General features: G+C 69.2%; 26 protein-coding genes. 18 read left to right on the top strand and 8 right to left on the bottom strand.

All coding sequences use genetic code 11. The features are described from left to right. Positions 1-13 precede the first annotated feature (13 nt). Both serB and FB475_RS32675 read right to left on the bottom strand, forming a co-directional pair. A complete protein-coding gene (gene serB, locus FB475_RS32680) occupies positions 14-1,231 on the bottom strand; it encodes a phosphoserine phosphatase SerB (protein WP_141861512.1) in 1,218 nt (405 codons plus the stop codon). 89 nt (positions 1,232-1,320) lie between these two features. Beyond that, positions 1,321-2,055 carry a hypothetical protein gene (locus FB475_RS32675; RefSeq protein ID WP_238332575.1) on the bottom strand — a complete coding sequence of 245 codons (735 nt, stop codon included), beginning with the start codon at positions 2,053-2,055 and terminating at the stop codon, positions 1,321-1,323. 62 nt (positions 2,056-2,117) lie between these two features. Here FB475_RS32675 and FB475_RS32670 point away from each other — a divergent pair, with 62 nt between their 5' ends. The 4 genes from FB475_RS32670 (at position 2,118) to FB475_RS32655 (ending at position 5,608) form a co-directional block, all read left to right on the top strand. Next, entirely contained in the window at positions 2,118-2,900 is a 783-nt protein-coding gene (locus FB475_RS32670) for an ABC transporter ATP-binding protein (RefSeq protein WP_141861510.1), read from the top strand. Positions 2,901-2,970: 70 nt separating this feature from the next. Beyond that, on the top strand, positions 2,971-3,477 hold the full coding sequence (locus FB475_RS32665; protein WP_141861508.1) for an NfeD family protein: 507 nt from the start codon (positions 2,971-2,973) through the stop codon (positions 3,475-3,477). An 81-nt stretch (positions 3,478-3,558) separates the two neighbouring features. After that, positions 3,559-4,749, top strand: coding sequence for an SPFH domain-containing protein (locus FB475_RS32660; RefSeq protein ID WP_141861506.1), 1,191 nt, complete (start codon positions 3,559-3,561; stop codon positions 4,747-4,749). 112 nt (positions 4,750-4,861) lie between these two features. Beyond that, positions 4,862-5,608, top strand: coding sequence for a sulfite exporter TauE/SafE family protein (locus tag FB475_RS32655; protein ID WP_141861504.1), 747 nt, complete (start codon positions 4,862-4,864; stop codon positions 5,606-5,608). On the opposite strand, the gene FB475_RS32650 is transcribed toward FB475_RS32655, so the two are convergent. After that, positions 5,592-6,236: a TetR/AcrR family transcriptional regulator gene (locus FB475_RS32650; protein ID WP_141861502.1), complete on the bottom strand. Its 645-nt coding sequence runs from the start codon at positions 6,234-6,236 to the stop codon at positions 5,592-5,594. The genes FB475_RS32655 and FB475_RS32650 overlap by 17 nt on opposite strands. Positions 6,237-6,288: 52 nt before the next feature. Here FB475_RS32650 and FB475_RS32645 point away from each other — a divergent pair, with 52 nt between their 5' ends. Next, the gene (locus tag FB475_RS32645) at positions 6,289-7,242 is read left to right on the top strand and encodes a quinone oxidoreductase family protein (protein WP_141861500.1); all 954 of its coding nucleotides are present in this window, start codon (positions 6,289-6,291) and stop codon (positions 7,240-7,242) included. A 25-nt stretch (positions 7,243-7,267) separates the two neighbouring features. After that, positions 7,268-7,702, top strand: coding sequence for an organic hydroperoxide resistance protein (locus tag FB475_RS32640; protein ID WP_141861498.1), 435 nt, complete (start codon positions 7,268-7,270; stop codon positions 7,700-7,702). 1 nt (position 7,703) lies between these two features. Here FB475_RS32640 and FB475_RS32635 read toward each other — a convergent pair whose 3' ends face one another. From FB475_RS32635 to FB475_RS32620, 4 genes are all read right to left on the bottom strand, one after another. Beyond that, complete coding sequence (locus tag FB475_RS32635; protein ID WP_141861800.1) at positions 7,704-8,525, bottom strand: helix-turn-helix domain-containing protein; 822 nt, start codon at positions 8,523-8,525, stop codon at positions 7,704-7,706. 87 nt (positions 8,526-8,612) lie between these two features. Further along, on the bottom strand, positions 8,613-9,692 hold the full coding sequence (locus FB475_RS32630) for a flavin-containing monooxygenase (protein WP_141861496.1): 1,080 nt from the start codon (positions 9,690-9,692) through the stop codon (positions 8,613-8,615). Between the two features lie 11 nt (positions 9,693-9,703). Beyond that, a complete protein-coding gene (locus FB475_RS32625; RefSeq protein WP_141861494.1) occupies positions 9,704-10,234 on the bottom strand; it encodes a YbaK/EbsC family protein in 531 nt (176 codons plus the stop codon). Further along, the gene (locus FB475_RS32620) at positions 10,231-10,530 is read right to left on the bottom strand and encodes a GNAT family N-acetyltransferase (protein ID WP_141861492.1); all 300 of its coding nucleotides are present in this window, start codon (positions 10,528-10,530) and stop codon (positions 10,231-10,233) included. The genes FB475_RS32625 and FB475_RS32620 overlap by 4 nt, the downstream gene beginning before the upstream one ends. An 88-nt stretch (positions 10,531-10,618) precedes the next feature. Here FB475_RS32620 and FB475_RS32615 point away from each other — a divergent pair, with 88 nt between their 5' ends. The 12 genes from FB475_RS32615 to FB475_RS32560 are packed head-to-tail and all read left to right on the top strand — an operon-like array spanning position 10,619 to position 20,364. Next, positions 10,619-12,115, top strand: coding sequence for an MFS transporter (locus tag FB475_RS32615; protein ID WP_141861490.1), 1,497 nt, complete (start codon positions 10,619-10,621; stop codon positions 12,113-12,115). A gap of 16 nt (positions 12,116-12,131) precedes the next feature. Beyond that, the gene (locus tag FB475_RS32610; RefSeq protein WP_141861488.1) at positions 12,132-13,583 is read left to right on the top strand and encodes a cobyric acid synthase; all 1,452 of its coding nucleotides are present in this window, start codon (positions 12,132-12,134) and stop codon (positions 13,581-13,583) included. Further along, on the top strand, positions 13,580-14,143 hold the full coding sequence (locus FB475_RS32605; RefSeq protein WP_238332574.1) for a DinB family protein: 564 nt from the start codon (positions 13,580-13,582) through the stop codon (positions 14,141-14,143). Before FB475_RS32610 ends, FB475_RS32605 begins: the two co-directional genes overlap by 4 nt. Then, positions 14,136-15,053 (top strand): RNA polymerase sigma factor SigJ, encoded by a 918-nt coding sequence (gene sigJ, locus FB475_RS32600; RefSeq protein WP_141861485.1) that lies wholly within the window; start codon positions 14,136-14,138, stop codon positions 15,051-15,053. The genes FB475_RS32605 and sigJ overlap by 8 nt, the downstream gene beginning before the upstream one ends. A 20-nt stretch (positions 15,054-15,073) precedes the next feature. After that, positions 15,074-15,787, top strand: a complete 714-nt coding sequence (locus tag FB475_RS32595; RefSeq protein ID WP_141861483.1) for an SDR family oxidoreductase — start codon at positions 15,074-15,076, stop codon at positions 15,785-15,787. Continuing rightward, positions 15,784-16,173, top strand: coding sequence for a hypothetical protein (locus tag FB475_RS32590; protein WP_141861481.1), 390 nt, complete (start codon positions 15,784-15,786; stop codon positions 16,171-16,173). Before FB475_RS32595 ends, FB475_RS32590 begins: the two co-directional genes overlap by 4 nt. A gap of 34 nt (positions 16,174-16,207) precedes the next feature. Continuing rightward, a complete protein-coding gene (locus tag FB475_RS32585; protein ID WP_141861479.1) occupies positions 16,208-17,329 on the top strand; it encodes a CaiB/BaiF CoA transferase family protein in 1,122 nt (373 codons plus the stop codon). A gap of 18 nt (positions 17,330-17,347) precedes the next feature. Then, positions 17,348-18,490 (top strand): acyl-CoA dehydrogenase family protein, encoded by a 1,143-nt coding sequence (locus FB475_RS32580; protein ID WP_141861477.1) that lies wholly within the window; start codon positions 17,348-17,350, stop codon positions 18,488-18,490. Positions 18,491-18,549: 59 nt separating this feature from the next. After that, positions 18,550-19,146 carry a sulfite oxidase-like oxidoreductase gene (locus FB475_RS32575; RefSeq protein WP_141861475.1) on the top strand — a complete coding sequence of 199 codons (597 nt, stop codon included), beginning with the start codon at positions 18,550-18,552 and terminating at the stop codon, positions 19,144-19,146. Further along, positions 19,146-19,844 carry a ferredoxin reductase gene (locus FB475_RS32570; RefSeq protein WP_238332573.1) on the top strand — a complete coding sequence of 233 codons (699 nt, stop codon included), beginning with the start codon at positions 19,146-19,148 and terminating at the stop codon, positions 19,842-19,844. Before FB475_RS32575 ends, FB475_RS32570 begins: the two co-directional genes overlap by 1 nt. Continuing rightward, entirely contained in the window at positions 19,841-20,098 is a 258-nt protein-coding gene (locus FB475_RS32565) for a DUF6510 family protein (protein WP_141861472.1), read from the top strand. Before FB475_RS32570 ends, FB475_RS32565 begins: the two co-directional genes overlap by 4 nt. Further along, the gene (locus tag FB475_RS32560) at positions 20,095-20,364 is read left to right on the top strand and encodes an acylphosphatase (RefSeq protein WP_141861470.1); all 270 of its coding nucleotides are present in this window, start codon (positions 20,095-20,097) and stop codon (positions 20,362-20,364) included. Before FB475_RS32565 ends, FB475_RS32560 begins: the two co-directional genes overlap by 4 nt. Here the strand turns inward: FB475_RS32560 and FB475_RS32555 are convergent. Continuing rightward, positions 20,361-21,107 carry a MerR family transcriptional regulator gene (locus FB475_RS32555; protein ID WP_238332572.1) on the bottom strand — a complete coding sequence of 249 codons (747 nt, stop codon included), beginning with the start codon at positions 21,105-21,107 and terminating at the stop codon, positions 20,361-20,363. The genes FB475_RS32560 and FB475_RS32555 overlap by 4 nt on opposite strands. Between the last annotated feature and the right edge of the window lie 26 nt (positions 21,108-21,133).

Below are 21,133 nucleotides of genomic sequence, written 5' to 3'. Positions count from 1 at the left end.
CCGCATCGCCCGGTCAGGCCGGGAACTCGTCGTCCGCCGTTTCGACTTCCTCGCGGGTGATGCCGAGCAGGTACAGGATCGTGTCCAGGTACGGCACGCTCAGGTGGGTGTCCGCGGCCGCGCGGACCACCGGCTTGGCGTTGAACGCGACGCCGAGACCGGCGGCGGCGAGCATGTCCAGGTCGTTGGCGCCGTCGCCGATCGCGACGGTCTGGGTCAGCGGCGTGCCGGAGCGTTCGGCGAACTGACGCAGCGCGGTCGCCTTGCCGGCGCGGTCGACGATCTCGCCGACGACCCGGCCGGTGAGCTTGCCGTCGACGATCTCGAGCTCGTTCGCCTTCGCGTAGTCGATGCCGAGTTCGGCGGCCAGTTGGTCGGTGATCTGGCTGAACCCGCCGCTGACGATCGCGAACTGGTATCCGAGCCGCTTCAGCGTCCGTACCAAGGTGCGCGCACCGGGCGCGAGCTCGATCGCCTCGTACACCTCGTCCAGCGCCGAGACGGGCAGTCCTTCCAGTGCCGCGACCCGGTGCTTTAAAGACTCGGCGAAGTCCAGTTCGCCGCGCATCGCCTTCTCGGTCACGGCGGCGACTTCCTCGAGCCGGCCGGCGTGCGCGGCGAGCATCTCGATCACCTCGCCCTGGATCAGGGTCGAGTCGACGTCCATCACGATCAGCCGCTTGGCCCGCCGGTACAACCCGCCGTCCTGGACCGCGATGTCGAGGCCCTGACGGACGCCTTCCTGGGCGAGCACGGTCCGCAGCGCCTCGGGTTCGACACCGGAGACGGCGATCTCCATCGCGGTCACCGGGTAGCGGGCCATCCGGCTGATCCGGTCGATGTTCGCGCCGGTGTCGGCGATCCGGCCGGCCACCGCGGCCAGGCCGCTCGCGGACAGCGGGTGGCCGATGATCGTCACCTGGCTGCGGCCCTTGCGCCGGGGTTCGTTGTCGCCGACGCCCTTCTTCACCGAGATCTCGACGTCGAGGACGTTCGCGAGCGCCTTCAGTTCTTCCTTCAGGTCCTTGTGGTCGCGCGGCGCGGTCAGCAGTACGCCGAGCACCAGGCGGCCCCGCAGTACGACCTGCTCGGCGTCGATCACCTCGAGCCCGCGGGTGGCGAGCGTCGACAGCACCGCGGACGTCAGCCCCGGCCGGTCGGTCCCCGTCAACGTCACCAGCAACGTCGGCCGCTCAGCCGCCGCCTTCTCCACCTCACCCAGTCCAGTCATCTCGTACCGAACGCTACCCACATGAGATGACTGTCCAGTTACCGGTCCAAATCCCAAGCATGAACCGGGACCTGGAACGGGAGGTGCGGTCAGGCGCGGACGGGTGGGGCGCAGGCTGCGACTAGGGCGCGGCGGGCGGCGGCGGCCAGGGCTAGGAGGGCTCGGCGGCGGGCGTCGGCTTCGGCGCCGGTGACCGCGGCGCCGTCGTCCTCGAGGGCGGCATCGGCGATCGCCAAGCACCTGCGCGCTGTCGCCGCGGTCTTGACCGCGCGGGGTTCGTAGCCGGGCGCCAGATCGTCACCGCTGCCACGCCCAATCTTGCGGATGTCGATCAGCGCGTCGGCCACCTCGGGTTTCCACCGCGCCACGTCCAGCGCCGCCAGCGACTCGGCCGCCTCGATCAGCGCCATCCGCAACCCACGATCCGCCTCACCGAAGTCAGCCGCGATCGGCGAAGCCGCCGGCAGCACCGCCCACTGCACCGCCGGACCGACGTACGACGGAACGAGCCCGATCTCCGGCCCCGTCAGTACGACGGCCTCGCCGGTCTCCAGCGCCGCCTCGTTGAACGCCGGCGGACCGGCCAGTCCGATCGGATCGCCCGGTACCGGCAGCGCGAGATGCGCCTGCGTCGTACCCGCCGCACGCAGCAGATTCAGCGCGACCGGCAGTGTGGCCGGCTCCGGATGCCCAGCCAGTCCGGAGATGTGGTGACCGACGTCGTCACCGAGGATCTTCTGCGCGGCCGTGTCGGGATCGCAGGCGCCGGTCAGCATCGCGTTCGTCCAGACCGTGAACCGGACCGAGGCGGAGGTCGTCAACACGCCCGCAAGTCTCGCACCACCCGACCACCGGTCGCCAACGCCGACCCCTTAGGTTTTGTTGCATGACTGCAGTGGTGGAGCTGGCCGGGGTGTCGGTCGTTCGTGGGGACGCACGTCTGCTCGACGGCATCGACTGGACGATCGACGAGGCCGATCGGTGGGTGGTGATCGGTCCGAACGGCGCCGGCAAGACCACGCTGCTGCAGATCCTGGCCGCGCAGGTGCACCCGACGTCCGGCGTCGCCGGGCTGCTCGGCGAGGTGCTCGGCGCGGTCGACGTGTTCGAGCTGCGGCCGCGGATCGGGCTGACCAGCGCCGCCCTCGCGGACCGGCTGCCGAAGAGCGAGCGGGTCTCCGACGTGGTCGTCTCCGCGTCGTACGCGGTCCTCGGCCGCTGGATCGAGGAGTACGACGAGCTCGACCACGATCGCGCCGCGGCGTTGCTGTCCGAGCTCGGGATCGGACACCTTGCCGACCGGACGTTCGGGACGCTGTCGGAGGGGGAGCGGAAGCGGGTGCAGATCGCCCGCGCGCTGATGACCGACCCCGAACTGATGCTGATGGACGAACCGGCGGCGGGGCTCGACCTTACGGGTCGCGAACAGCTGGTCCGCTCGCTCAGCTCGATCGCGACCGCCGTCGGAGCGCCCGCGATGGTGCTGGTCACCCACCACGTCGAGGAGATCCCGCCCGGCTTCACCCACGCGTTGCTGCTCAAGCAGGGCCGGATCGTCGCCGCCGGACCGATGGACGAAGCCCTGACCGCCGAGAACCTCAGCGACACCTTCGACCTGGCCCTGACGCTGAAGCAGGAGGACGGCCGCTACACCGCCCGCGCCCTCTGAGCGGATCCTCCGCCCCCCGGTGATGCGTCATACACCTGCCGGAAGTCCCTGACCCGGATAGGCTTGGTAGATGATGGATTGGCTGCGGGACAACATGTGGGCGGCGTGGTTGACGATCGCCGCCGTCCTCGGTCTGGCCGAGCTGGCGTCGCTCGATTTCACCTTGCTGATGCTGGCCGCCGGCGCGCTCACTGCCGCGGGGGTGGCCGCCTTCTTCCCGGGTCTGCTGTGGCTGCAGCTCGTGATCGGGTTGATCACCGCGGCCGCGATGCTCGGCGCGATCCGGCCGATGATCGTCCGGAAGATCCATCACGGGCAGGAACTCAAGACCGGTTCGGCGCACGTCATCGGCCGGACCGGCACAGTGGTGAAGGAGATCCACCCCGACGGCGGTGGCTCGATCCGGCTCGGCGGTGAGCTCTGGACCGCCCGCCCGTACGACGAGATCTCGACGATCGCCCCCGGCACCCGCGTCGAAGTGATGTCGATCGACGGCGCCACCGCGGTCGTCTACCCGGTCTCCGATCCGCTGCCCCAGGTCGAGAGCCCGAAACCCCAGGACCCGCCGCAGTCCTGAGCGTTGAGTGGTCCCCTACGCGCAGTAGTGTCGGTGGTAGGGCGGCAGATTGTCCGTCCGAGCGTTCGAGTGGAGGGTCGAGTGACCGCGTTCCTCATAGTCCTGGCACTGGTCGCCCTGGTGGTGATCGTGACCTTGGTGAAGTCCGTCCGGGTGGTGCAGCAGCAGACCGTCGGCATCGTCGAGCGGTTCGGTAAGTTCAAGACCGGCCTGCAGCCGGGCCTGAACCTGCTGACCCCGTTCGTCGACAAGGTCCGCTACACCATCGACATGCGCGAGCAGGTGGTCGCGTTCCCGCCGCAGGGTGTCATCACCGAGGACAACCTGATGGTGTCGATCGACTCCGTCATCTACTTCCAGGTCAACGACCCGGTCCGGGCGACGTACGAGATCTCCAACTACATCCAGGCCATCGAGCAGCTGACCATGACCACGCTGCGAAACATCATCGGTGGGATGGATCTGGAGCAGACGCTGACCTCCCGCGAGGAGATCAACGAGAAGCTCCGGTACGTGCTGGACGAGGCGACCGGCAAGTGGGGCATCCGGGTGAACCGGGTCGAGCTGCGCTCGATCGACCCGCCGCCCTCGATCCAGGACTCGATGGAGAAGCAGATGCGCGCGGACCGGGACAAGCGGGCCGCGATCCTCACCGCCGAAGGTATGCGGCAGTCCGCCGTCCTGTCGGCCGAGGGCCAGAAGCAGTCCGCGATCCTCACCGCCGAGGGCGACAAGCAGTCCCGCATCCTCCGCGCCGAGGCCGAGCGGCAGGCCCGGATCCTGAAGGCACAGGGTGAGGCGCAGGCCATCACCACGGTCTTCAATGCGATCCATGCCGGCAAGCCCGACCAGGGTCTGCTCGCGTACCAGTACCTGCAGATGCTGCCGTCGATCGCCCAAGGCGACGCGAACAAGCTGTGGATCGTGCCGAGCGAGATCGGCGACGCGCTCAAGGGTCTCGGCTCCGCGGTCGGCCAGGTGGCCGGGATCGCGAAGCAGGCCGAGGGCAACTGGGAGGCGCCGGAGCTCGACAACGGCCAGGTCCCGGAGCTCGACACCGCCGGCGCGGGCGCCGCGCCGTCCGCAGTCGCCGAGGCCGACAACGCCGTCCGCGAGGCGATCGCGGCCGCCGAGTCCGCCGCGGTCAGCACCCGCAGTGCCGCGCCGACGATGTCCGCCGTACCGCCGGACCAGTCGGCAGCCCAATCGGCCCTGCCGACCCAAGAGGCGCCGGCCGCCGAACCCCCGGCTGCCGAGCCACCGCAGCGCTGACACACAACACCCCCGAGGAACCCTCCTGACGCAGCTCTCAGGAGGGTTCTTTCGTGTTCAACCTCCGGACAGATCTGCGCCGCCCAGGACGGCTGCGTAAAGTCTCTTGGCGATGACATGGTTCGAGGCGGTGTTCGTCCTGCTGGCGGGGATGGGCGCGGGAACGATCAACGCGGTGGTGGGGTCGGGCACGCTGCTCACGTTCCCCGCCCTGCTGGCCGTCGGCATCCCGCCGGTGCTCGCGAACGTCACCAACACGGTCGGTCTGGCACCCGGTACGGCGGCCGGCGCGATCGGCTACCGCCGCGAACTCGAGGGACAGCGCGGCCGGATGATCCGCCTGGTCCCGGCGTCCCTGGCCGGTGGCATCGTCGGGGGAGTCCTGCTGCTCACGCTGCCGGACTCCGCGTTCCACGCCGTCGTACCGGTGCTGATCCTGCTCGGTTGCCTGCTCGTCGCGTTCCAGCCGTGGCTGTCGCGGTGGGTCAGCGTCGGTGCGCATCAGCACCGCGGTGCCTGGTGGGTGATCCCGGCCGTGTTCGCGACCGGTGTGTACGGCGGGTACTTCGGTGCCGCGCAGGGCGTGCTGCTGATGGCGATCCTCGGCCTCGGCCTGGACTCGAACCTGCAGCGGATGAACGGCCTGAAGAACGTGCTCGCCACGGTCGTGAACTCGGTCGCGGCGATCCTGTTCGTGATCGTGCACGACATCGACTGGCTGGCCGCCGCCCTGATCGCGGTCGGCTCGACCATCGGCGGTTTCCTCGGCGCCCGCTACGGCCGCCGGCTCCCGCCGATCGCACTGCGCGCACTCATCGTCTGCATCGGCGTGGTGGCCATCGTCACGATGGTGTTCTGAGTCCGGCCAGCAGCAGGTCGAGGCCGTAGTCGAACTGCTCGTCGCCGCCGGTCGTCCGCGCCAGCTCCGGCGCCAGTTCCACCACCGACGGGAACTCGCGCGCCGACAGCGACTCCATCGTCGCCCGCAGCCGTCGCCACGCTTCGGGATCGCGGCGTTCGGCCGCCATCTGGATCTCCCACGACGTCGACCCGAGCACGTAGGTGAACAGCGTCGTGTGCGTCCGTGCGGCCTGCTCCGGTCCGAACCCGGCAGACCGCAGTACGCCGAGCAGGCCCTCGGCGACCCGCGCCGTCTCGTGACCGCTCAGCGGCCGCCCGGACAGTAGTTGCGCAAGGCAAGGATGCTGCAGCATCAGCAGCCGCAGCGAACGGCAGACCGACCGCACCTGGTCCGGCCACGGCACGTCCGCCGGTACGCCGGGCAGCAACGACATCAGGTGATCGCGGACGGCGTCGTACAGCTCGTCCTTGTTCCGGAAGTAGGTGTAGAGCGCCATCGGGCCGACGCCCAGCTCGGCGGCGACCCCGCGCAGGCTGAACGCGTCGGTGCCCTTGCTCTCCATCAGCCTGAGCGCCGTCCGCACGATCAGCTCGGCGTTCAGCGTGTTCCGCGGTGTCCGCGCCATGTGTGACCCAACTCCCTTCGACCTCGCTAACGTACAGTGTATAGTACGGTGTATGCGAGCCATTCAGATCACCGAGTTCGGCGGACCCGAGGTCCTGAAGATCAGCGACGTCCCGGAGCCGGTCGCCGGCGACGGGCAGGTCCTGATCACGGTCGACCGTGCGGGCATCAACTACGCCGATACCCACCAGGTCGAGAACAGCTACCTCTCCAAGACCGAGCTGCCCCTGATCCCCGGCGGAGAGGTCGTCGGCCGCACCGCCGACGGCCGCCGCGTGGTCGCGCTCGTCGGTTCGGGTGGATACGCCGAGCAGGCCGTGGCCCACGCGCCGTACGCGTGGGACGTGCCGGAAGGTGTCACTGACGGCCAGGCTCTCGCGCTCGTGCTGCAAGGCACCACCGCGTGGCACCTGCTGAAGACGTCCACGCACCTGCAGCCGGGGGAGTCCGTCCTCGTGCACGCCGGCGCCGGCGGTGTCGGCTCGCTCGCCGTCCAGCTCGCGAAGCTCTGGGGTGCCGGCCGGGTGATCGCGACCGCGTCCACCGAGGACAAGCGCAAGCAGGTCCTGGAGCTCGGCGCCGACGCCGCGATCGACGGTACGCCGGAAGGCCTGAAGGACCGCATCCTCGAGGCGAACGGCGGCAAGCCGGTCGACATCGTGCTGGAGATGGTCGGCGGGCCGACGTTCGACGAGTCGTTCGCCGCGCTGGCCCGGTTCGGCCGGCTGGTGACGTTCGGCGCCGCGTCCCGGCAGTCGGCCGCACCGATCGACCCGAGCCGGTTGATGAAGGGCTCGAAGACGATCGCCGGCTTCTGGCTGGCCGACTGCTTCGCGAACCCGCAGCTGCTCGGCGGCCCGCTGACCGAGCTGTTCGAGCTGACCGCCGCGGGCAAGCTGACCCCGGTCGTCGGCGGCGAGTACGCGCTGTCCGAGGTCGCAGGAGCCCACGAAGACCTGCGAGCCCGCCGGACCGTCGGCAAGCTCGTTCTCGACCCCACCCGCTGAACGATTCCCAGGGAGACAACCAGTTATGACGATCGCTGTCGAGAAGGTTCTGTACACCGCCAAGGCGACCGCGCACGGCGGCCGCGACGGAAAGGTCGCGTCCGACGACGGCAAGCTCGACGTCGTGGTCGCGCCGCCGGCCGAGATGGGTGGTACCGGCAACGGCACCAACCCCGAGCAGCTGTTCGCGGCCGGGTACGCGGCCTGCTTCCAGAGCGCCCTGATGGTGGTGGCTCGCCGGGAGCGTCAGGACGTCACGGGCTCGACCGTCACCGCGGAGGTCGGCATCGGCGCGATCAACGGCGGCGCCGGGTACGGCCTCGAGGTCGCGCTGGTGGTCAGCCTGCCGGGGATCGCGGACCGCGCGGTCGCCGAGGACCTGGTCGCGAAGGCCCACCAGGTCTGCCCGTACTCCAACGCCACCCGCGGCAACATCGCCGTCGACCTGAAGCTGGCCTGACCTACATCCGGGCGAGGGCGTCCTTGAGGACGCCCTCGGTCGCGGAGACCGGGTCGGCCGCGATGGTCAGGCCCTCCATGATCGCGACGTACTCGTCGACCTCTTCGATCTTGTCCAGGTACAGCGCGCTGGACGCGTGCTCGATGTACACGACGTCCGGCAGGTCGCTGTCCGCGAACCGCATCACGCTGAACGAGCCGCCCGCACCGGGGTAGCCGATCTGGTCGAACGGCATCACCTGCAGCGTGACGTTCGGCCGCTGCGAGCACTCCAGCAGGTGCTCGATCTGCGCCCGCATTACCGCCTCGCCGCCGACCGGCCGGTGCAGCACCGACTCGTCGATGACCACCCAGAGCTTGACCGGGTTCGGCCGGTTGATGATCTGCTGGCGTTGCACCCGGAGCGCGACCCGCTGCTCCACGTCGTCGATCGGCAGGAACTTCTGGCCGAGCTGGATCACGCCCCGCGCGTACGCCTCGGTCTGCAGCAGCCCCGGGACGAACATCACCTCGTACGTCCGGATCATCGTCGCGGCCAGCTCGAGGCCGACGTAGTTCGCGAACCAGGACGGCAGTACGTCGCCGTACCGGGACCACCAGCCCGGGTTGTTCGCCGCTCGGGCGAGCTCCATCAGCCGGACCCGCTCGTCCTCGTCGCCCATCCCGTAGAGCTCGAGCAGGTCGCTGACGTCGCGCTCCTTGAAGCCGACCCGGCCGAGCTCCATCCGGCTCACCTTGGACTCCGAGGCGCGGATCGCCCAGCCCGCGTCGGCACGCGTGAACCCGGCGGCTTCACGCATCCGCCGTAACTGACCTCCGAGCATGATGCGGAGCGCGGTTGGTCCACCCTCGCCGCTCACCGCCGGCTGCTCACTCACCCTGACCCACGACACCCATTTCAGCGGGTGATGCTACCGCCTGTCCACAGCAGCCGCCCGATCGCCGCTCCGGCGGGTGAGCTGCCTGACCAGGAAACGAGCGTCCCGGCCCACGCCCTGGATGCTCGCCGACGCGATCGCGTACTGGAAGTCCAGGCCAACGAAGTACAGCCCTGGTACGTCGCTCGCCACGCCTCGCACGTGCCGTGGCCGGGCGTCGGCGTCGAAGACCGGCAGATCGATCCAGCTGTGATCCGGGTCCGAGCCTGTACACCACACGACGGTCCGGACGTCGTCGAGTACCTCGCCGTCCGCGGTCACCGGCCTGCCGTCGCGGACACCGATGATCCGGCCGATCCGTTCGATGCCTGCGGCATCGAGCTGCGTGAGCTTGTTGCGGGTCAGCGGGAGACCGTTGCGGAGGGCCCTGGCGATCGCCATGCGGCCCAGCGGCGTACTGCGGGTCAGGACGTACTTGAAGAGGAACATCACCACCGGGGTGAAGAAGTGGCCGGCGGGGGAGTCGATGTCGACCGGTACCTGGCCCGGGTGGCGACCGGCCAGGATCGTCCGGTGGTTCTTGACCGCTTCGAGCGCGATGTCGGTGCCGGAGTTGGCGGCGCCAACGACCAGGACCGTTCCGTCGTTCAGCTCGGACGGATGGCGGTAGTCGAGTGAATGGACCTGCTTGATCGCCGGATCGAGCTGGTCCGCGAACGCCGGACGGCGCGGTCTGCTATGCATCCCGGCCGCGACCACGACCTGGTCGGCCCGCCAGTCGCCGCACGTCGTCTCGACCAGGAACCCGTCGCCGTCCCGCGACAGCCGCGTCACCCGGACGCCGGTTCGCACCGGCAGCCTGTGGTGTTCGGCGTACCGCTCGAGGTAGTCGCCCATCTCGGCCCGCGTCGGGCAATCACGCGTCCCGATCGGCAGCCCCGGCAGACTCGCGTACCGCGGCAGGCTGAACAGCCGGAGCGAGTCGTACCGCTTCCGCCAGCAGTCGCCGACCCGCTCATACGCTTCGAGAATGACGAAGTCGTCCTGCAGGTAGTAGCCGGCGGCCAGCCCGGCCTGCCCCGCCCCGACCACTACCGTCCCGACCTTGTCCATCAGCGGACCGCTCAGTGCTGGGCGAGGTCCAGGACGGTTGCGGTCGGCAACTTCGTCAGTGCGGCCGCGTCGACGACGAGCTTCGAGCCGCGGATCCCGCTGCCGATCACGACCTCACCGGCCGCGACGACGGCTTCGTCGATCAGCACCGGCCAGTCCGCGGGCAGCCCGATCGGGGTGATCCCGCCGTACTCCATGCCGGTCCGGCCGACCGCGTCGTCCTGCGCGGTGAACGAGATCTTCCGGACGCCGAGGTGCTTGCGGACCACGCCGTTGACGTCGGCGCGATCGGTGGCCAGCACGAGCACGGCGGCGTACGACTCCTCGCCGGCCCGCTTGCCGAGCACGATCACGCAGTTCGCCGAGGCGGCCATGGGTACGTCGTACTCCGCGCAGAACGCGGCGGTGTCGGCGAGCTCGGCGTCGATCGGCGCCGCGTACGCCGGCAGGTCACCCAGCGCCTCCCGCACCGGCGCGGCCAGCAGCTCCGGTACGTCGGCGGCCGGCTTCCACTCGAGCTTGCCCAGCACCGGCGCGCTCATTCGGCCGCGCCCTTCACGAGGTCGGCGTACTCGGTGTGCTCCTCGAGGAAGTCCTGGTAGAACGGGCACGCCGGGCTGACCTGGAGTCCGAGCGCGCGGGCGTCGTCGAGGGACTTGGTGGCGATCGTCCCGGCGATGCCGCGGCCGCGGAACTCCGGCAGGGTCTCGGCGTGCAGGAAGGTGATCCGGCCCGGATACAGGTGGTAGTCGACGAAGCCCATCAGGGTCCCGTCCGCGTCGTGGGCTTCGTAGCGGCTGCGCTCCTTGGCGTCCACCACGGTGATCTCGTTCTCCATGCCCGCAACTGTAGCCACCGTGACCTACGGTTTCGGCACTGTTGCTGGTGGGCACATGCTCTTGGGCTTTCCAGCGGGAGGAGTGCAGATGAGCGAGCATGCGTTGGAGCAGGGCAAGGCGATACCGAGTCTGGTGCCGGCCCGGATGGATCGGCTGCCGTGGACGAGATTCCACTGGATGATCGTCGTGGGGCTGGGCGTCTCCTGGATCCTCGACGGTCTCGAGATCCAGTTGGTGTCGCTGGTCGGGAACGTGCTGAAGGAACCACAAACCTTGCATCTGACCACCTCCGAGGTGGGGCTGATGGCGTCGGTCTATCTGGGCGGTGAGGTGGTCGGAGCGTTGCTGTTCGGCCGGCTGACCGACCGGCTCGGGCGGCGCAGCCTGTTCATCGTGACACTGCTCGTCTACCTGATCTTCTCCGGCGCCGCCGGGTTGTCCTGGAACCTCTGGTCGTTGCTCGTCTTCCGGTTCATCGCCGGGATGGGCATCGGCGGCGAGTACGCCGCGATCAACTCCGCGATCGACGAGCTGATCCCGTCCCGGTACCGCGGCCGCGTCGACATCGGCGTGAACGGCACGTACTGGGGTGGCGCGCTGATCGGTTCCGCGGTCGGCCTGGTGTTCCTGAACAAGGACATCATCCCGATCGAGTGGGGCTGGCGGCTGTGCTTCCTGATCGGCCCGGTGATGGGGCTGGTGATCATCTACCTGCGCCGGCACATCCCGGAGAGCCCGCGCTGGCTGATGACGCACGGGCGGATCGAGGAGGCCGAGCGCACCGTCGACGACATCGAGGCGACGGTCCGCCGGCAGGGCGGCGAGCTGCGCGAGGTCCGCGACGACGAGGCGATCGAGCTGATCGACTACCCGCCGGTGACGTATCGTGAGATCGCCCGGGTGATGCTGCGCGACTACCGCAGCCGCTCGTTCCTCGGCTTCTCGATGATGGTCACCCAGGCGTTCCTCTACAACGCGATCTTCTTCACCTACGCGCTCGTGCTGAAGTCGTACTTCGGCCTGAGCGACTCCAGCGTCGCGCTGTACTTCTTCCCGTTCGCGATCGGCAACCTGGCCGGGCCGCTGCTGCTCGGGCACCTGTTCGACACGATCGGCCGGCGCAAGATGATCCTCGGTACGTACTCGCTGTCGGCGGTGATCCTGTTCGTCACGGCGCTGTTGTTCAACGCCGGTGTCCTGAACGCGGCGTCGCTGACCGGGTTGTGGTGCGTGGTGTTCTTCTTCGCCTCGGCGGGCGCGTCGTCGGCGTACCTGACCGTGAGCGAGATCTTCCCGATCGAGCTGCGCGGCCAGGCGATCTCGTTCTTCTTCGCGATCTCGCAGCTGACCGGTGGTGTGATCGCGCCGTTCCTGTTCGCGTCGCTGATCGGCTCGGGTGACCACCCGGCGCGCGGACCGCTGACGGTCGGTTACATCGTCGGTGCGGCCGTGATGCTCGCCGGCGGGTTGATCGCGTGGTTCTTCGGAGTCGACGCGGAGCAGAAGTCGCTGGAGAACATCGCCAAGCCGCTGTCGTCGAGGGGAGGCGCTACCCGCTTCCAGGGGCCGACCCCGCTGCGGTGACCTCTAGGATGAGCCGGTGGGTTCGCTGCTGATCGCCGGTACGACGTCCGACGCCGGGAAGACGACCGTTGTCACCGGGTTGTGCCGATGGCTGGCGCGGCAAGGCGTACGGGTCGCGCCGTACAAGGCGCAGAACATGTCGAACAACTCGATGGTCTGCGCGGACGGCACCGAGATCGGCCGGGCCCAGTGGATCCAGGCTGTCGCCGCGGGCGCCGAGCCCGAGGCCGCGATGAATCCGGTGCTGCTCAAGCCGGGCAGCGACCGGCGCAGCCACGTCGTACTGATGGGGGAGCCGTGGGGCGAGTTGACCGCCCGCGGCTTCCTCACCGAGCGGGCGGAGCTGGCGAAGGCGGCGTTCGCGGCGTACGACGATCTCGCGTCGCGCTACGACGTGGTGATCAGCGAGGGCGCGGGCAGTCCGACGGAGATCAATCTGCGGCAGTCCGACTACGTGAACATGGGGCTCGCGCAGCACACCCGGGCGCCGGTGGTCGTCGTGGGCGACATCGACCGCGGGGGAGTGTTCGCGTCGATGTTCGGGACGGTCGCGCTGCTGGACGCGGCCGATCAGGAGCTGATCAGCGGGTTCCTGGTGAACAAGTTCCGCGGCGACGCGTCGTTATTGGAGCCGGGGATCGAGATGCTGACCTCGGTGACCGGGCGGCCGACGTACGGCGTCCTGCCGTGGCTGCCGGAGCTGTGGCTGGACTCCGAGGACGCGCTCGACATTCCGGTACGGCGTACGTCGTCGGGGGAGCTGTTGACGATCGCGGTGGTGCGGTTTCCGCGGATCAGCAACTTCACCGACCTCGACGCGCTGGCCGCGGAGCCGACCAACAGCGTCTTCTTCACGACCAGCCCGGCCGAAGTCCGCGACGCCGACCTGGTAGTCCTCCCCGGCTCCCGCGCCACGGTCGCCGACCTACGTTGGCTCCGCGAGCACGGCCTGGCCGACGCACTCCAGGCCAGGATCGCCAACCGCCTTCCAGTACTAGGAATATGTGGCGGGTACCAAATGCTCGGATCCTCCCTCTCCGATCCGGATGGTGTGGAGACAGGTGGTGAGCACCCAGGACTGGGGTTGTTGCCCGTCGCAACGGTCTTTGGCCGGGAGAAGGTGCTTGCTCGGCCGACACGGACGGCGTACGAGATCCACCATGGGGTTGTCGAGGTGACCGGGGACGTCGAGGCTTTTCCGGGTGGGTGCCGGGTGGGGAACGTGTGGGGGACGATCTGGCACGGGTTGCTGGACGACGACGCGGCGCGGCACGCGTTCCTCACCGAGGTCGCCGAGCTGATCGGCAAACCCGCGCCCGACGGGACCGTGTCGTTCGCGGCCCTCCGCGAGGACAGGCTGGACCGGCTGGCCGACATGATCGACGAGTACGCCGATACCGCCGCGCTCCTCCACCTGATCGAGCACGGCGCACCGCAAGTTCCCTTCGTTCCCCCAGGAGCCCCGTGAAGTCTCATCTCCACCAGTACCTGCAAGAAACCCGCGCCTTGATGCTTGCCAAGCTCGACGGGCTCAGTGAGTACGATCGCCGTCGCCCACTGGTCCCGTCCGGTACGAACCTGCTCGGCCTCGTGAAGCACCTGACCGGCATCGAGTACGTGTACCTCGGGACGAGCGTGGGCCGCCCACCGGCCGACGTACTGCCGTGGGAGGCGGACGGCTCGGTCTGGGAGGGCGCCGATATGTGGGCGAAGCCGGACGAGTCGACGGAGTACATCACCGGGCTCTACCGCGAGGCCTGCGCGCACAGCGACCGCTCGATCGCCGAGCTCGACCTGGACCACCCGGCAGAGGTACCGCATTGGGCCGAGGGACAGCGCGGTACGACGTTCGGCGCGCTGCTCGTCCGGGTCGTCGACGAGACCGCGCACCACGCCGGGCACGCCGACATCGTCCGCGAGCTGATCGACGGCCAGGGCGGTAAGGACGCGTCCATGCTCGACGAGGCCGGTTGGTCGGAGTTCTACACGACGATCCAGCGCGCCGCGGAGACCTTCCGGGATGGATGATTTCGAGCGGCTGCGGGGGCGGCTGTTCGGCATCGCGTACCGGATGACCGGGACGGCGACCGACGCGGAGGAGATCCTCCAGGACGCGTGGCTGCGCTGGCAGGACGTCGATCGTGCGACCGTGCGCGATCCGGACGCCTACCTCGCGAGGATCGTCACGAACCTCGCGATCAAGCAGCTCACCTCGGCGCGGGCGCGCCGGGAGACGTACGTCGGGCAGTGGCTGCCCGAACCCGTACTGACCGGCCAGTTCGACGCGCTCGGACCGCTGGAGGTCGTCGCGGAGCGTGAGTCGGTGTCGTTCGCGCTGCTGCTCATGCTCGAGCGGCTCAGCCCGGCCGAGCGGGCGGCGTACGTCCTGCACGAGGCGTTCGCGTACGGGTACCGCGAGGTCGCCGAGCTGATCGGTACGTCGGAGGCGAACGCGCGGCAGCTGGCGTCGCGCGCCGGGAAGAAGCTGGCCGGGGACAAGCCGGCGGCAGAACCGCGGCGCGAGCAGCCGGTCGATCGCGAGGGCTGGCGCAAGCTCGTGGAGCGCTTCGTCGCGGCGGCGCGGCTCGGGAAGATCGAGGAGTTGGAGGAGCTGCTGGCGGCGGACGTGCAGACGCGGGCCGACAGCGGTGGCAGGGTGTCCGCGGCCCGCAACGTGGTGACCGGCCGGAACAAGGTCGCGCGCTACCTGGCCGGCGCGATGCAGCGCTTCGGCGGCGCCGTCGAGGCCTACCTCACCGAGGCGAACGGCGAACCGGCGCTGGTGGCCGCCGCTCCCGAGGGAGTGGTGGCGATCGCGTTCATCGCGCTAGGCCCGGACGGCGTGACGCGCATCGAGTTCGTGATGAATCCGGAGAAGCTGGCGTTCGCGACCGGGCAGCTGTCACAGATCGGAGGGCTGTCGGATCTGAGCTGGTGACTGAAAGGACACCAACCGATATGAGCTCCATCCTCGTCACCGGCGGCACCGGCACCCTCGGCCGGCCGACCGTCGCCCGGCTCCAAGGACACCGGGTACGGGTCCTGAGCCGCAAATCCGGGGCTGATCACGTCGTCGGCGACCTCACGACGGGTCAAGGGCTGGCCCTCGACGGGTTCGACATCGTCGTGCACCTCGCCACCAGCCAGGGCAAGCGGGACGTCGAGCAGGCGCGGAAGTTGCTCGCCGCGGCCGCCGGCGTACAGCACCTGATCGTGATGTCGATCGCGGGCATCGACCGGATTCCGTTGCCGTACTACCGCTACAAACTCGAGGCCGAGCGCCTGGTCGCCGCGTCCGGCGTCCCGTACACGATCCTGCGCGCGACTCAGTTCCACAACCTGGTCGACATGGTTCTCAGCGCCCAGCGCTTCCTTCCGGCGGTGTTCGCGCCGGCGGTGCCGCTGCAGCCGATCGCGGTCGAGGAGGTCGCGGACCGGCTCGCCGAGCTGGTCGAGCAACCGCCGCTGAACGGTCGGGCCACCGACATCGGCGGCCCGGAGCGACGATCCGTGGTCGACCTCGCGCACATGTGGAAACAGGCTCGCGCGATCCGGCGCCCAGTCGTACCGCTGCGCTTGCCAGGACGGACGTTCCGCGCCTTCGCCGCCGGCGACGCAACGGTCGACGGCCCGGAATACGGAAAGCTCACCTTCACGGACTACCTGCGATGAGGACCTACGTCCGCACAGTGCTGGTCGTCTTCGCTGTCTTCGAGCTGCTCCTCGGGCTGTGGTTGTCGATCGTGCCGAAAACGTTCTACGACCACGTGCCGACGGTCAACTGGACGCCGCCGTACAGCGACCACCTCTTTCACGACTTCGGGGGCGCGAGTCTCGGCCTGGGGATCGTGCTGGCGGCGGCCGCGATCCGGCTCGACCGCTTCCTGACCGTCGTCGCGTTGATCGCCTACCTCGCGTATGCCGGCCCGCACCTGTTCTTCCACCTGGGTCATCTGGACGGGGGCTCGGTGGTGCTGTCGACCGGGCTGGCCGTGATCCTGGCGCTGATGGTGCTGATCCCGCTGAGCGCGCTTGCCGGGGCGCGGCGGCTCGCTTGACGATTGTGACAGTGGGACTGTCAAAATGGCGCGCATGGGTCCACTCGAGGGCGTCAAGGTGGTCGAGCTGGCCGGGATCGGGCCGGCGCCGTTCGCGTGCATGCTGCTCGCGGAGCTCGGTGCCGACGTACTCCGGATCGATCGCCCCGGTGGCGGCCTGTCGATGGGGCCGCCCGAGCTCGACCTGGTCAACCGTGGGCGGCGGAGCGCGGCGCTCGATCTGAAACAGCCTGCGGCCGTGGACGTCGTACGGCGGCTGGTCGCACAGGCCGACGTACTGGTCGAAGGTTTCCGGCCCGGGGTCGCCGAGCGGCTCGGGCTGGGGCCTGCGGACTGTCATGCGGTGAACCCACGACTCGTGTACGGGCGGATGACCGGGTGGGGGCAGGACGGTCCGCTCGCGCAGACGGCCGGGCACGACATCGACTACCTGGGGTTGTCGGGCGCGCTGCACCTGATCGGCCGCGCCGGCGGCCCGCCGCAGGTGCCGGCGAACCTGCTCGGCGACTTCGCGGGTGGGTCCCTGTACCTGGTGATCGGCATACTCGCGGCGCTGCACGAGGCCGGCCGCAGCGGACTGGGGCAGGTCGTGGACGCGGCGATCGTGGACGGGTCGGCGCACCTGACCACGATGCTGCTCGGTGCGCTCGCGGCCGGGACGTGGCGCCAGGAGCGCGGGACGAATCTGCTCGACACGGGTGCGCCGTTCTACGACGTGTACGAGACCGCGGACGGGAAGCATGTCGCGGTCGGGGCGATCGAGCCGCAGTTCTACGCCGAGCTGATCGACAAGCTCGGCGTGGACGTACCCGACCGGAACGATCAGGCGCAGTGGCCGGAGCTGCGAAAGGTACTCACCGAGGCGTTCCGGCAACGGACCCAGGCGGAGTGGACGACGCTCTTCGACGGGTCGGACGCGTGTGTCGCGCCGGTCCTGCCGATGGCCGGCGACCATCCCCATCTCGTTGCCCGCGGCACCTTTGTGGAGGTGGACGGGGTCCGGCAGGCGGCCCCGGCGCCACGCTTCGACCGGACGCCGACCCGCCTGGACCGGCCGCCCGCGCGGCCGGGGGAGCACACCCGGGAGGCGCTCGCCGACTGGGGGATCACCGACGTCGAGGCACTGCTGACCTCCGGCGCCGCCACCCAAGCTTGATCTGAGAGGAACCGCCCCGTGGAACGTCAGCTCTTCGATGCCGATCACGACGCCTTCCGGGAGACCGTCCGGGCCTTCTGTGAGAGGGAGATCGTCCCGCACCACGACTCGTGGGAGCAGGCCGGCATCGTCCCGCGTTCGTTGTGGGAGGCCGCCGGAGCGGCGGGTCTGCTCGGCTTCATGATGCCGGAGGAGTACGGCGGTGGCGGCGCGCGGGACTTCCGGTTCAACACGGTGCTGATCGAGGAACTGACCCGGGTCCGGGCGAGTGGCGTCGGGTTCACCATTCACACCGACATCAATTCGGCGTATCTGCTCGACTACGCGACCGACGAGCAGAAGAAGCGCTGGCTGCCGGCGTTCTGCTCGGGAGAGACCATCACCGCGATCGCGATGACCGAGCCGGGCGCGGGCAGTGACCTCCAGGGAATCCAGACCACCGCACGCCGCGACGGCGACCACTATGTGCTGAACGGCCAGAAGACGTTCATCTCGAACGGGATCCTTGCCGACCTGGTGATCGTGGTCGCCAAAACCGACCCGTCGGCCGGTGCTCAAGGAATCTCGCTGCTCGTCGCCGAACGCGGAATGCCCGGCTTCGAACGCGGCCGCAACCTCGACAAGATCGGCCTCAAGGCCCAGGACACCGCCGAACTGTTCTTCGACAACGTCCGGGTCCCGGTGGACAACCTGCTGGGCGAGGAGGGCAAGGGCTTCGCCTACCTGATGGAGAAGCTGCCCCAGGAGCGTCTGACGATCGCGGTCGTCGCAGCCGCCGCCTGCGAGAACATGCTGGCGGACACCCTCGGCTACGTGAAGGACCGCAAGGCCTTCGGCCGCCCGATCGGCTCGTTCCAGAACAGCCGCTTCGTGCTCGCCGAGATTGCCACCGAGACCCAGATCGCCCGGGTCTTCGTCGACCGCTGCATCCAGGAACTGAACGCCGGTACGCTCACGGTGGCCGAGGCCGCGATGGCCAAGTGGTGGACCACCGAACTCCAGAAGAAGGTCGTCGACCGCTGCCTCCAGCTGCACGGCGGCTACGGCTTCATGACCGAGTACCCGATCGCCAAGGCCTACCTCGACACCCGGATCCAGACTATCTACGGCGGCACCACCGAGATCATGAAGGAGATCATCGGCCGGACGATGGGCGTCTAGGGACGCGGGACGTACGATGCCTCATCAGGGCTTCGGCCCCGGACCGAGGGAGGGACGGCATGAGCACAGTTTCGCCGGGGTTCACGGGTCGGCGCCGCGACGGGACGGAGCTGCCGCCGGGGCAGTATCTGACGCACGAGTTTCCGGTGTTGTCGGCCGGTCCGACGCCGCACATCCGTACCGAGCACTGGGAGTTCACGGTCACCACGGAGACCGGTGAGCAGTACAAGTGGGACTGGGCCGCGCTGATGGCTCTGCCCGCCGAGGAGATCACGAAGGACATTCACTGCGTGACGCGGTGGTCCAAGCTGCAGACGACCTGGAAGGGCGTCTCGCTGGACACGCTGCTCGCCGACGTGGAGACCGGCGCGGACTTCGTGATGGCGCACAGCTACGGCGGCTACACGACCAACGTGCCGCTCGAGGACCTGCTCGACGGGCAGTCCTGGATCGCCTACGAGTTCGACGGCGAGCCGCTCGACCCGGAGCACGGCGGACCGGCCCGGCTGCTCGTCCCGCATCTGTACTTCTGGAAGAGCGCCAAGTGGGTCCGCGGCCTGGTGCTGTCCGACACCGAGGACCTCGGCTTCTGGGAGACCGCGGGCTACCACGAGTACGGAGACCCATGGAAAGAACAGCGATACGCCGGCGACTGATGTGGCAGGTCGCCACGGTCGCCGACGTACGGCGTGAGACCGCGACCGCGAGCACGATCGTGCTCGAAGTACCGGACTGGCCGGGGCATCTGGCCGGGCAGCACCTCGACGTACGGCTGACCGCGCCGGACGGCTACCGCGCTTCCCGGTCGTACTCGATCGCCTCGGCATGGAGCGCGGACACGATCGAGCTGACCGTTGAGAAGGTGCCCGACGGTGAGGTGTCGCCGTACCTGGTCGACGTCCTGAAGGCGGGCGATCCGCTGGAGATTCGCGGCCCGGTCGGTGGGTGGTTCGTGTGGAAGCCCGGCCAGGAAGGTCCGGTCCAGCTGATCGGCGGCGGGTCGGGTGTCGTGCCGCTGCGGTCGATGCTGCAAGCCGCCTCGGGTACGTCGACACCGATGAGGCTGCTGTATTCCGTACGCCGCCCGGAGTCGGTGATCTACGTCCACGACCTGAAGGAGCTCGCGGCGTCCGACGACGTCGACGTCCATCTGGTGTACACGCGGGAGGCGCCGGCGGGGGAGCCCCGCGTCGGGCGGATCGACGCGGAGCTTCTCGAGCAGTACGTGTACAAGCCCACGGACGGCGCGACGACGTACGTCTGCGGTCCGACGGCGTTCGTGGAAGCGGTCGCCGACCTGCTGGTCGCGGCCGGTCACGACCCGGCGAGAATCAGAACGGAGCGATTCGGATGAATCACCTTGATGGGAACGCCGCCGCCGGAGCTCTGAGTGAGTTGTTCGCCGTCGACCTGACCGCGGCGATCGCCCAGTGCAACAGCTGCGGCCAGACCAACGTCTTCGCCGAGTCCCACGTCTACGTCAACGCACCGGGCACAGTCGCCCGCTGCTCCGGCTGCGACGCGGTCCTGCTTCGCGTGGTCAGCACTCCGAACGACACCTACCTGGACCTTCGGGGCCTGACGTACCTCCGCGTTCCGAGCACGTGATCGCCCGCCGGGTCGTCGTCCACGGACAGGTCCAGGGCGTCTTCTTCCGCGCGTCGTGCCGCCGCGCGGCGCAGGAGGCGGGTGTCGCCGGGTGGGTCCGCAATCGGCCCGACGGCACTGTCGAGGCGCTGTTCGAGGGGCCTCACGACGGCGTCCGGCAGATGGTGGAGTGGGCGCACCACGGCCCACCGCACGCCTGCGTCGACCGGGTCGACGTGACGGACGAGCCACCGACCGGCACGTCCGGGTTCGCCGTCACCGGCTAGCGGCGCTTGTTCTGGGTGCGGCGGATCGTGTCGCGTTGGGTCTCGCCGACGGCGCGCTCGTAGGCCAGCACGAGGCCCTGGATCGTGACCGGCTTGAAGCGCTCGACGAGCTGCTGGATGTGCTCGGGCGGTCCGCCGGAATCGCGGTAGTGCGGCCAGACCTTGGTACGGAACACCTCGGTCAGCTCCTCCGCGATCGCGCGGCCGTGCTCGGTGAAGATCCGGCCGGCGGCGAGCACTGCCTCGACCGGCAGGTCCAGGTCGAGCAGCTCCACGCCGAGCGACAGATGCGCGGTCGCGACCTGGAACACGTCCTCGTCCGGCGTCGGCTCGACCACGCCGAGCGCGACCAGCATCTCGATGTCGTCGTCGCTCAACTCCCGGCCGGTACGCCGGACCAGCGCCGCCCGATCGAGCGTTTCCGGAAGGTCGCGCATCCACGGCGTCAGCAGAGTGCGGTGCAGCGCGATGTCCTGCGGCGTCGCGTCGGAGGGGATCCGGTCCAGGTACCCCTCGATCGCCTGCAGCGTGAACCCGTGCGCCTGCAGCTCGCGGACCAGGTCGAGCCGGGCGATGTGCTCGGGTCCGTAGTACCCGACGCGTCCGCGCCGGATCGGCGGCGGGATCAGGCCCCGGCCCGCGTAGAACCGCAACGTGCGCACTGTCATACCGACCCGCGCCGACAGTTCGTCCACCGTCAACGTCACGCCTTCATGTGATCCCGCCCCCGCCACCTCGGACATGGCGGAGATCATAACGAGTCGGTCTT

It is taken from the genome of Kribbella jejuensis (assembly GCF_006715085.1).
GTDB classification, from domain to species: domain Bacteria; phylum Actinomycetota; class Actinomycetes; order Propionibacteriales; family Kribbellaceae; genus Kribbella; species Kribbella jejuensis.
The sequence above is the reverse complement of the archived record's forward strand: the minus strand, read 5'-3'. Positions and strand labels throughout refer to the sequence as shown.

Excerpts from the sequence above, each read along its gene's own strand:
- FB475_RS32650 (WP_141861502.1), bottom strand. The coding sequence starts at position 6,236 with ATGGCGCGGACACCGCGGAACACGCTGAACGCCGAGCTGATCGTGCGG.
- FB475_RS32670 (WP_141861510.1), top strand. The coding sequence starts at position 2,118 with ATGACTGCAGTGGTGGAGCTGGCCGGGGTGTCGGTCGTTCGTGGGGAC.
- FB475_RS32555 (WP_238332572.1), bottom strand. The coding sequence starts at position 21,107 with ATGTCCGAGGTGGCGGGGGCGGGATCACATGAAGGCGTGACGTTGACG.
- FB475_RS32620 (WP_141861492.1), bottom strand. The coding sequence starts at position 10,530 with ATGGAGAACGAGATCACCGTGGTGGACGCCAAGGAGCGCAGCCGCTAC.
- serB (WP_141861512.1), bottom strand. The coding sequence starts at position 1,231 with ATGACTGGACTGGGTGAGGTGGAGAAGGCGGCGGCTGAGCGGCCGACG.
- FB475_RS32615 (WP_141861490.1), top strand. The coding sequence starts at position 10,619 with ATGAGCGAGCATGCGTTGGAGCAGGGCAAGGCGATACCGAGTCTGGTG.
- FB475_RS32630 (WP_141861496.1), bottom strand. The coding sequence starts at position 9,692 with ATGGACAAGGTCGGGACGGTAGTGGTCGGGGCGGGGCAGGCCGGGCTG.
- sigJ (WP_141861485.1), top strand. The coding sequence starts at position 14,136 with ATGGATGATTTCGAGCGGCTGCGGGGGCGGCTGTTCGGCATCGCGTAC.
- FB475_RS32640 (WP_141861498.1), top strand. The coding sequence starts at position 7,268 with ATGACGATCGCTGTCGAGAAGGTTCTGTACACCGCCAAGGCGACCGCG.
- FB475_RS32595 (WP_141861483.1), top strand. The coding sequence starts at position 15,074 with ATGAGCTCCATCCTCGTCACCGGCGGCACCGGCACCCTCGGCCGGCCG.
- FB475_RS32665 (WP_141861508.1), top strand. The coding sequence starts at position 2,971 with ATGATGGATTGGCTGCGGGACAACATGTGGGCGGCGTGGTTGACGATC.
- FB475_RS32645 (WP_141861500.1), top strand. The coding sequence starts at position 6,289 with ATGCGAGCCATTCAGATCACCGAGTTCGGCGGACCCGAGGTCCTGAAG.
- FB475_RS32575 (WP_141861475.1), top strand. The coding sequence starts at position 18,550 with ATGAGCACAGTTTCGCCGGGGTTCACGGGTCGGCGCCGCGACGGGACG.
- FB475_RS32570 (WP_238332573.1), top strand. The coding sequence starts at position 19,146 with ATGTGGCAGGTCGCCACGGTCGCCGACGTACGGCGTGAGACCGCGACC.
- FB475_RS32590 (WP_141861481.1), top strand. The coding sequence starts at position 15,784 with ATGAGGACCTACGTCCGCACAGTGCTGGTCGTCTTCGCTGTCTTCGAG.
- FB475_RS32625 (WP_141861494.1), bottom strand. The coding sequence starts at position 10,234 with ATGAGCGCGCCGGTGCTGGGCAAGCTCGAGTGGAAGCCGGCCGCCGAC.
- FB475_RS32565 (WP_141861472.1), top strand. The coding sequence starts at position 19,841 with ATGAATCACCTTGATGGGAACGCCGCCGCCGGAGCTCTGAGTGAGTTG.
- FB475_RS32655 (WP_141861504.1), top strand. The coding sequence starts at position 4,862 with ATGACATGGTTCGAGGCGGTGTTCGTCCTGCTGGCGGGGATGGGCGCG.
- FB475_RS32635 (WP_141861800.1), bottom strand. The coding sequence starts at position 8,525 with ATGCTCGGAGGTCAGTTACGGCGGATGCGTGAAGCCGCCGGGTTCACG.
- FB475_RS32585 (WP_141861479.1), top strand. The coding sequence starts at position 16,208 with ATGGGTCCACTCGAGGGCGTCAAGGTGGTCGAGCTGGCCGGGATCGGG.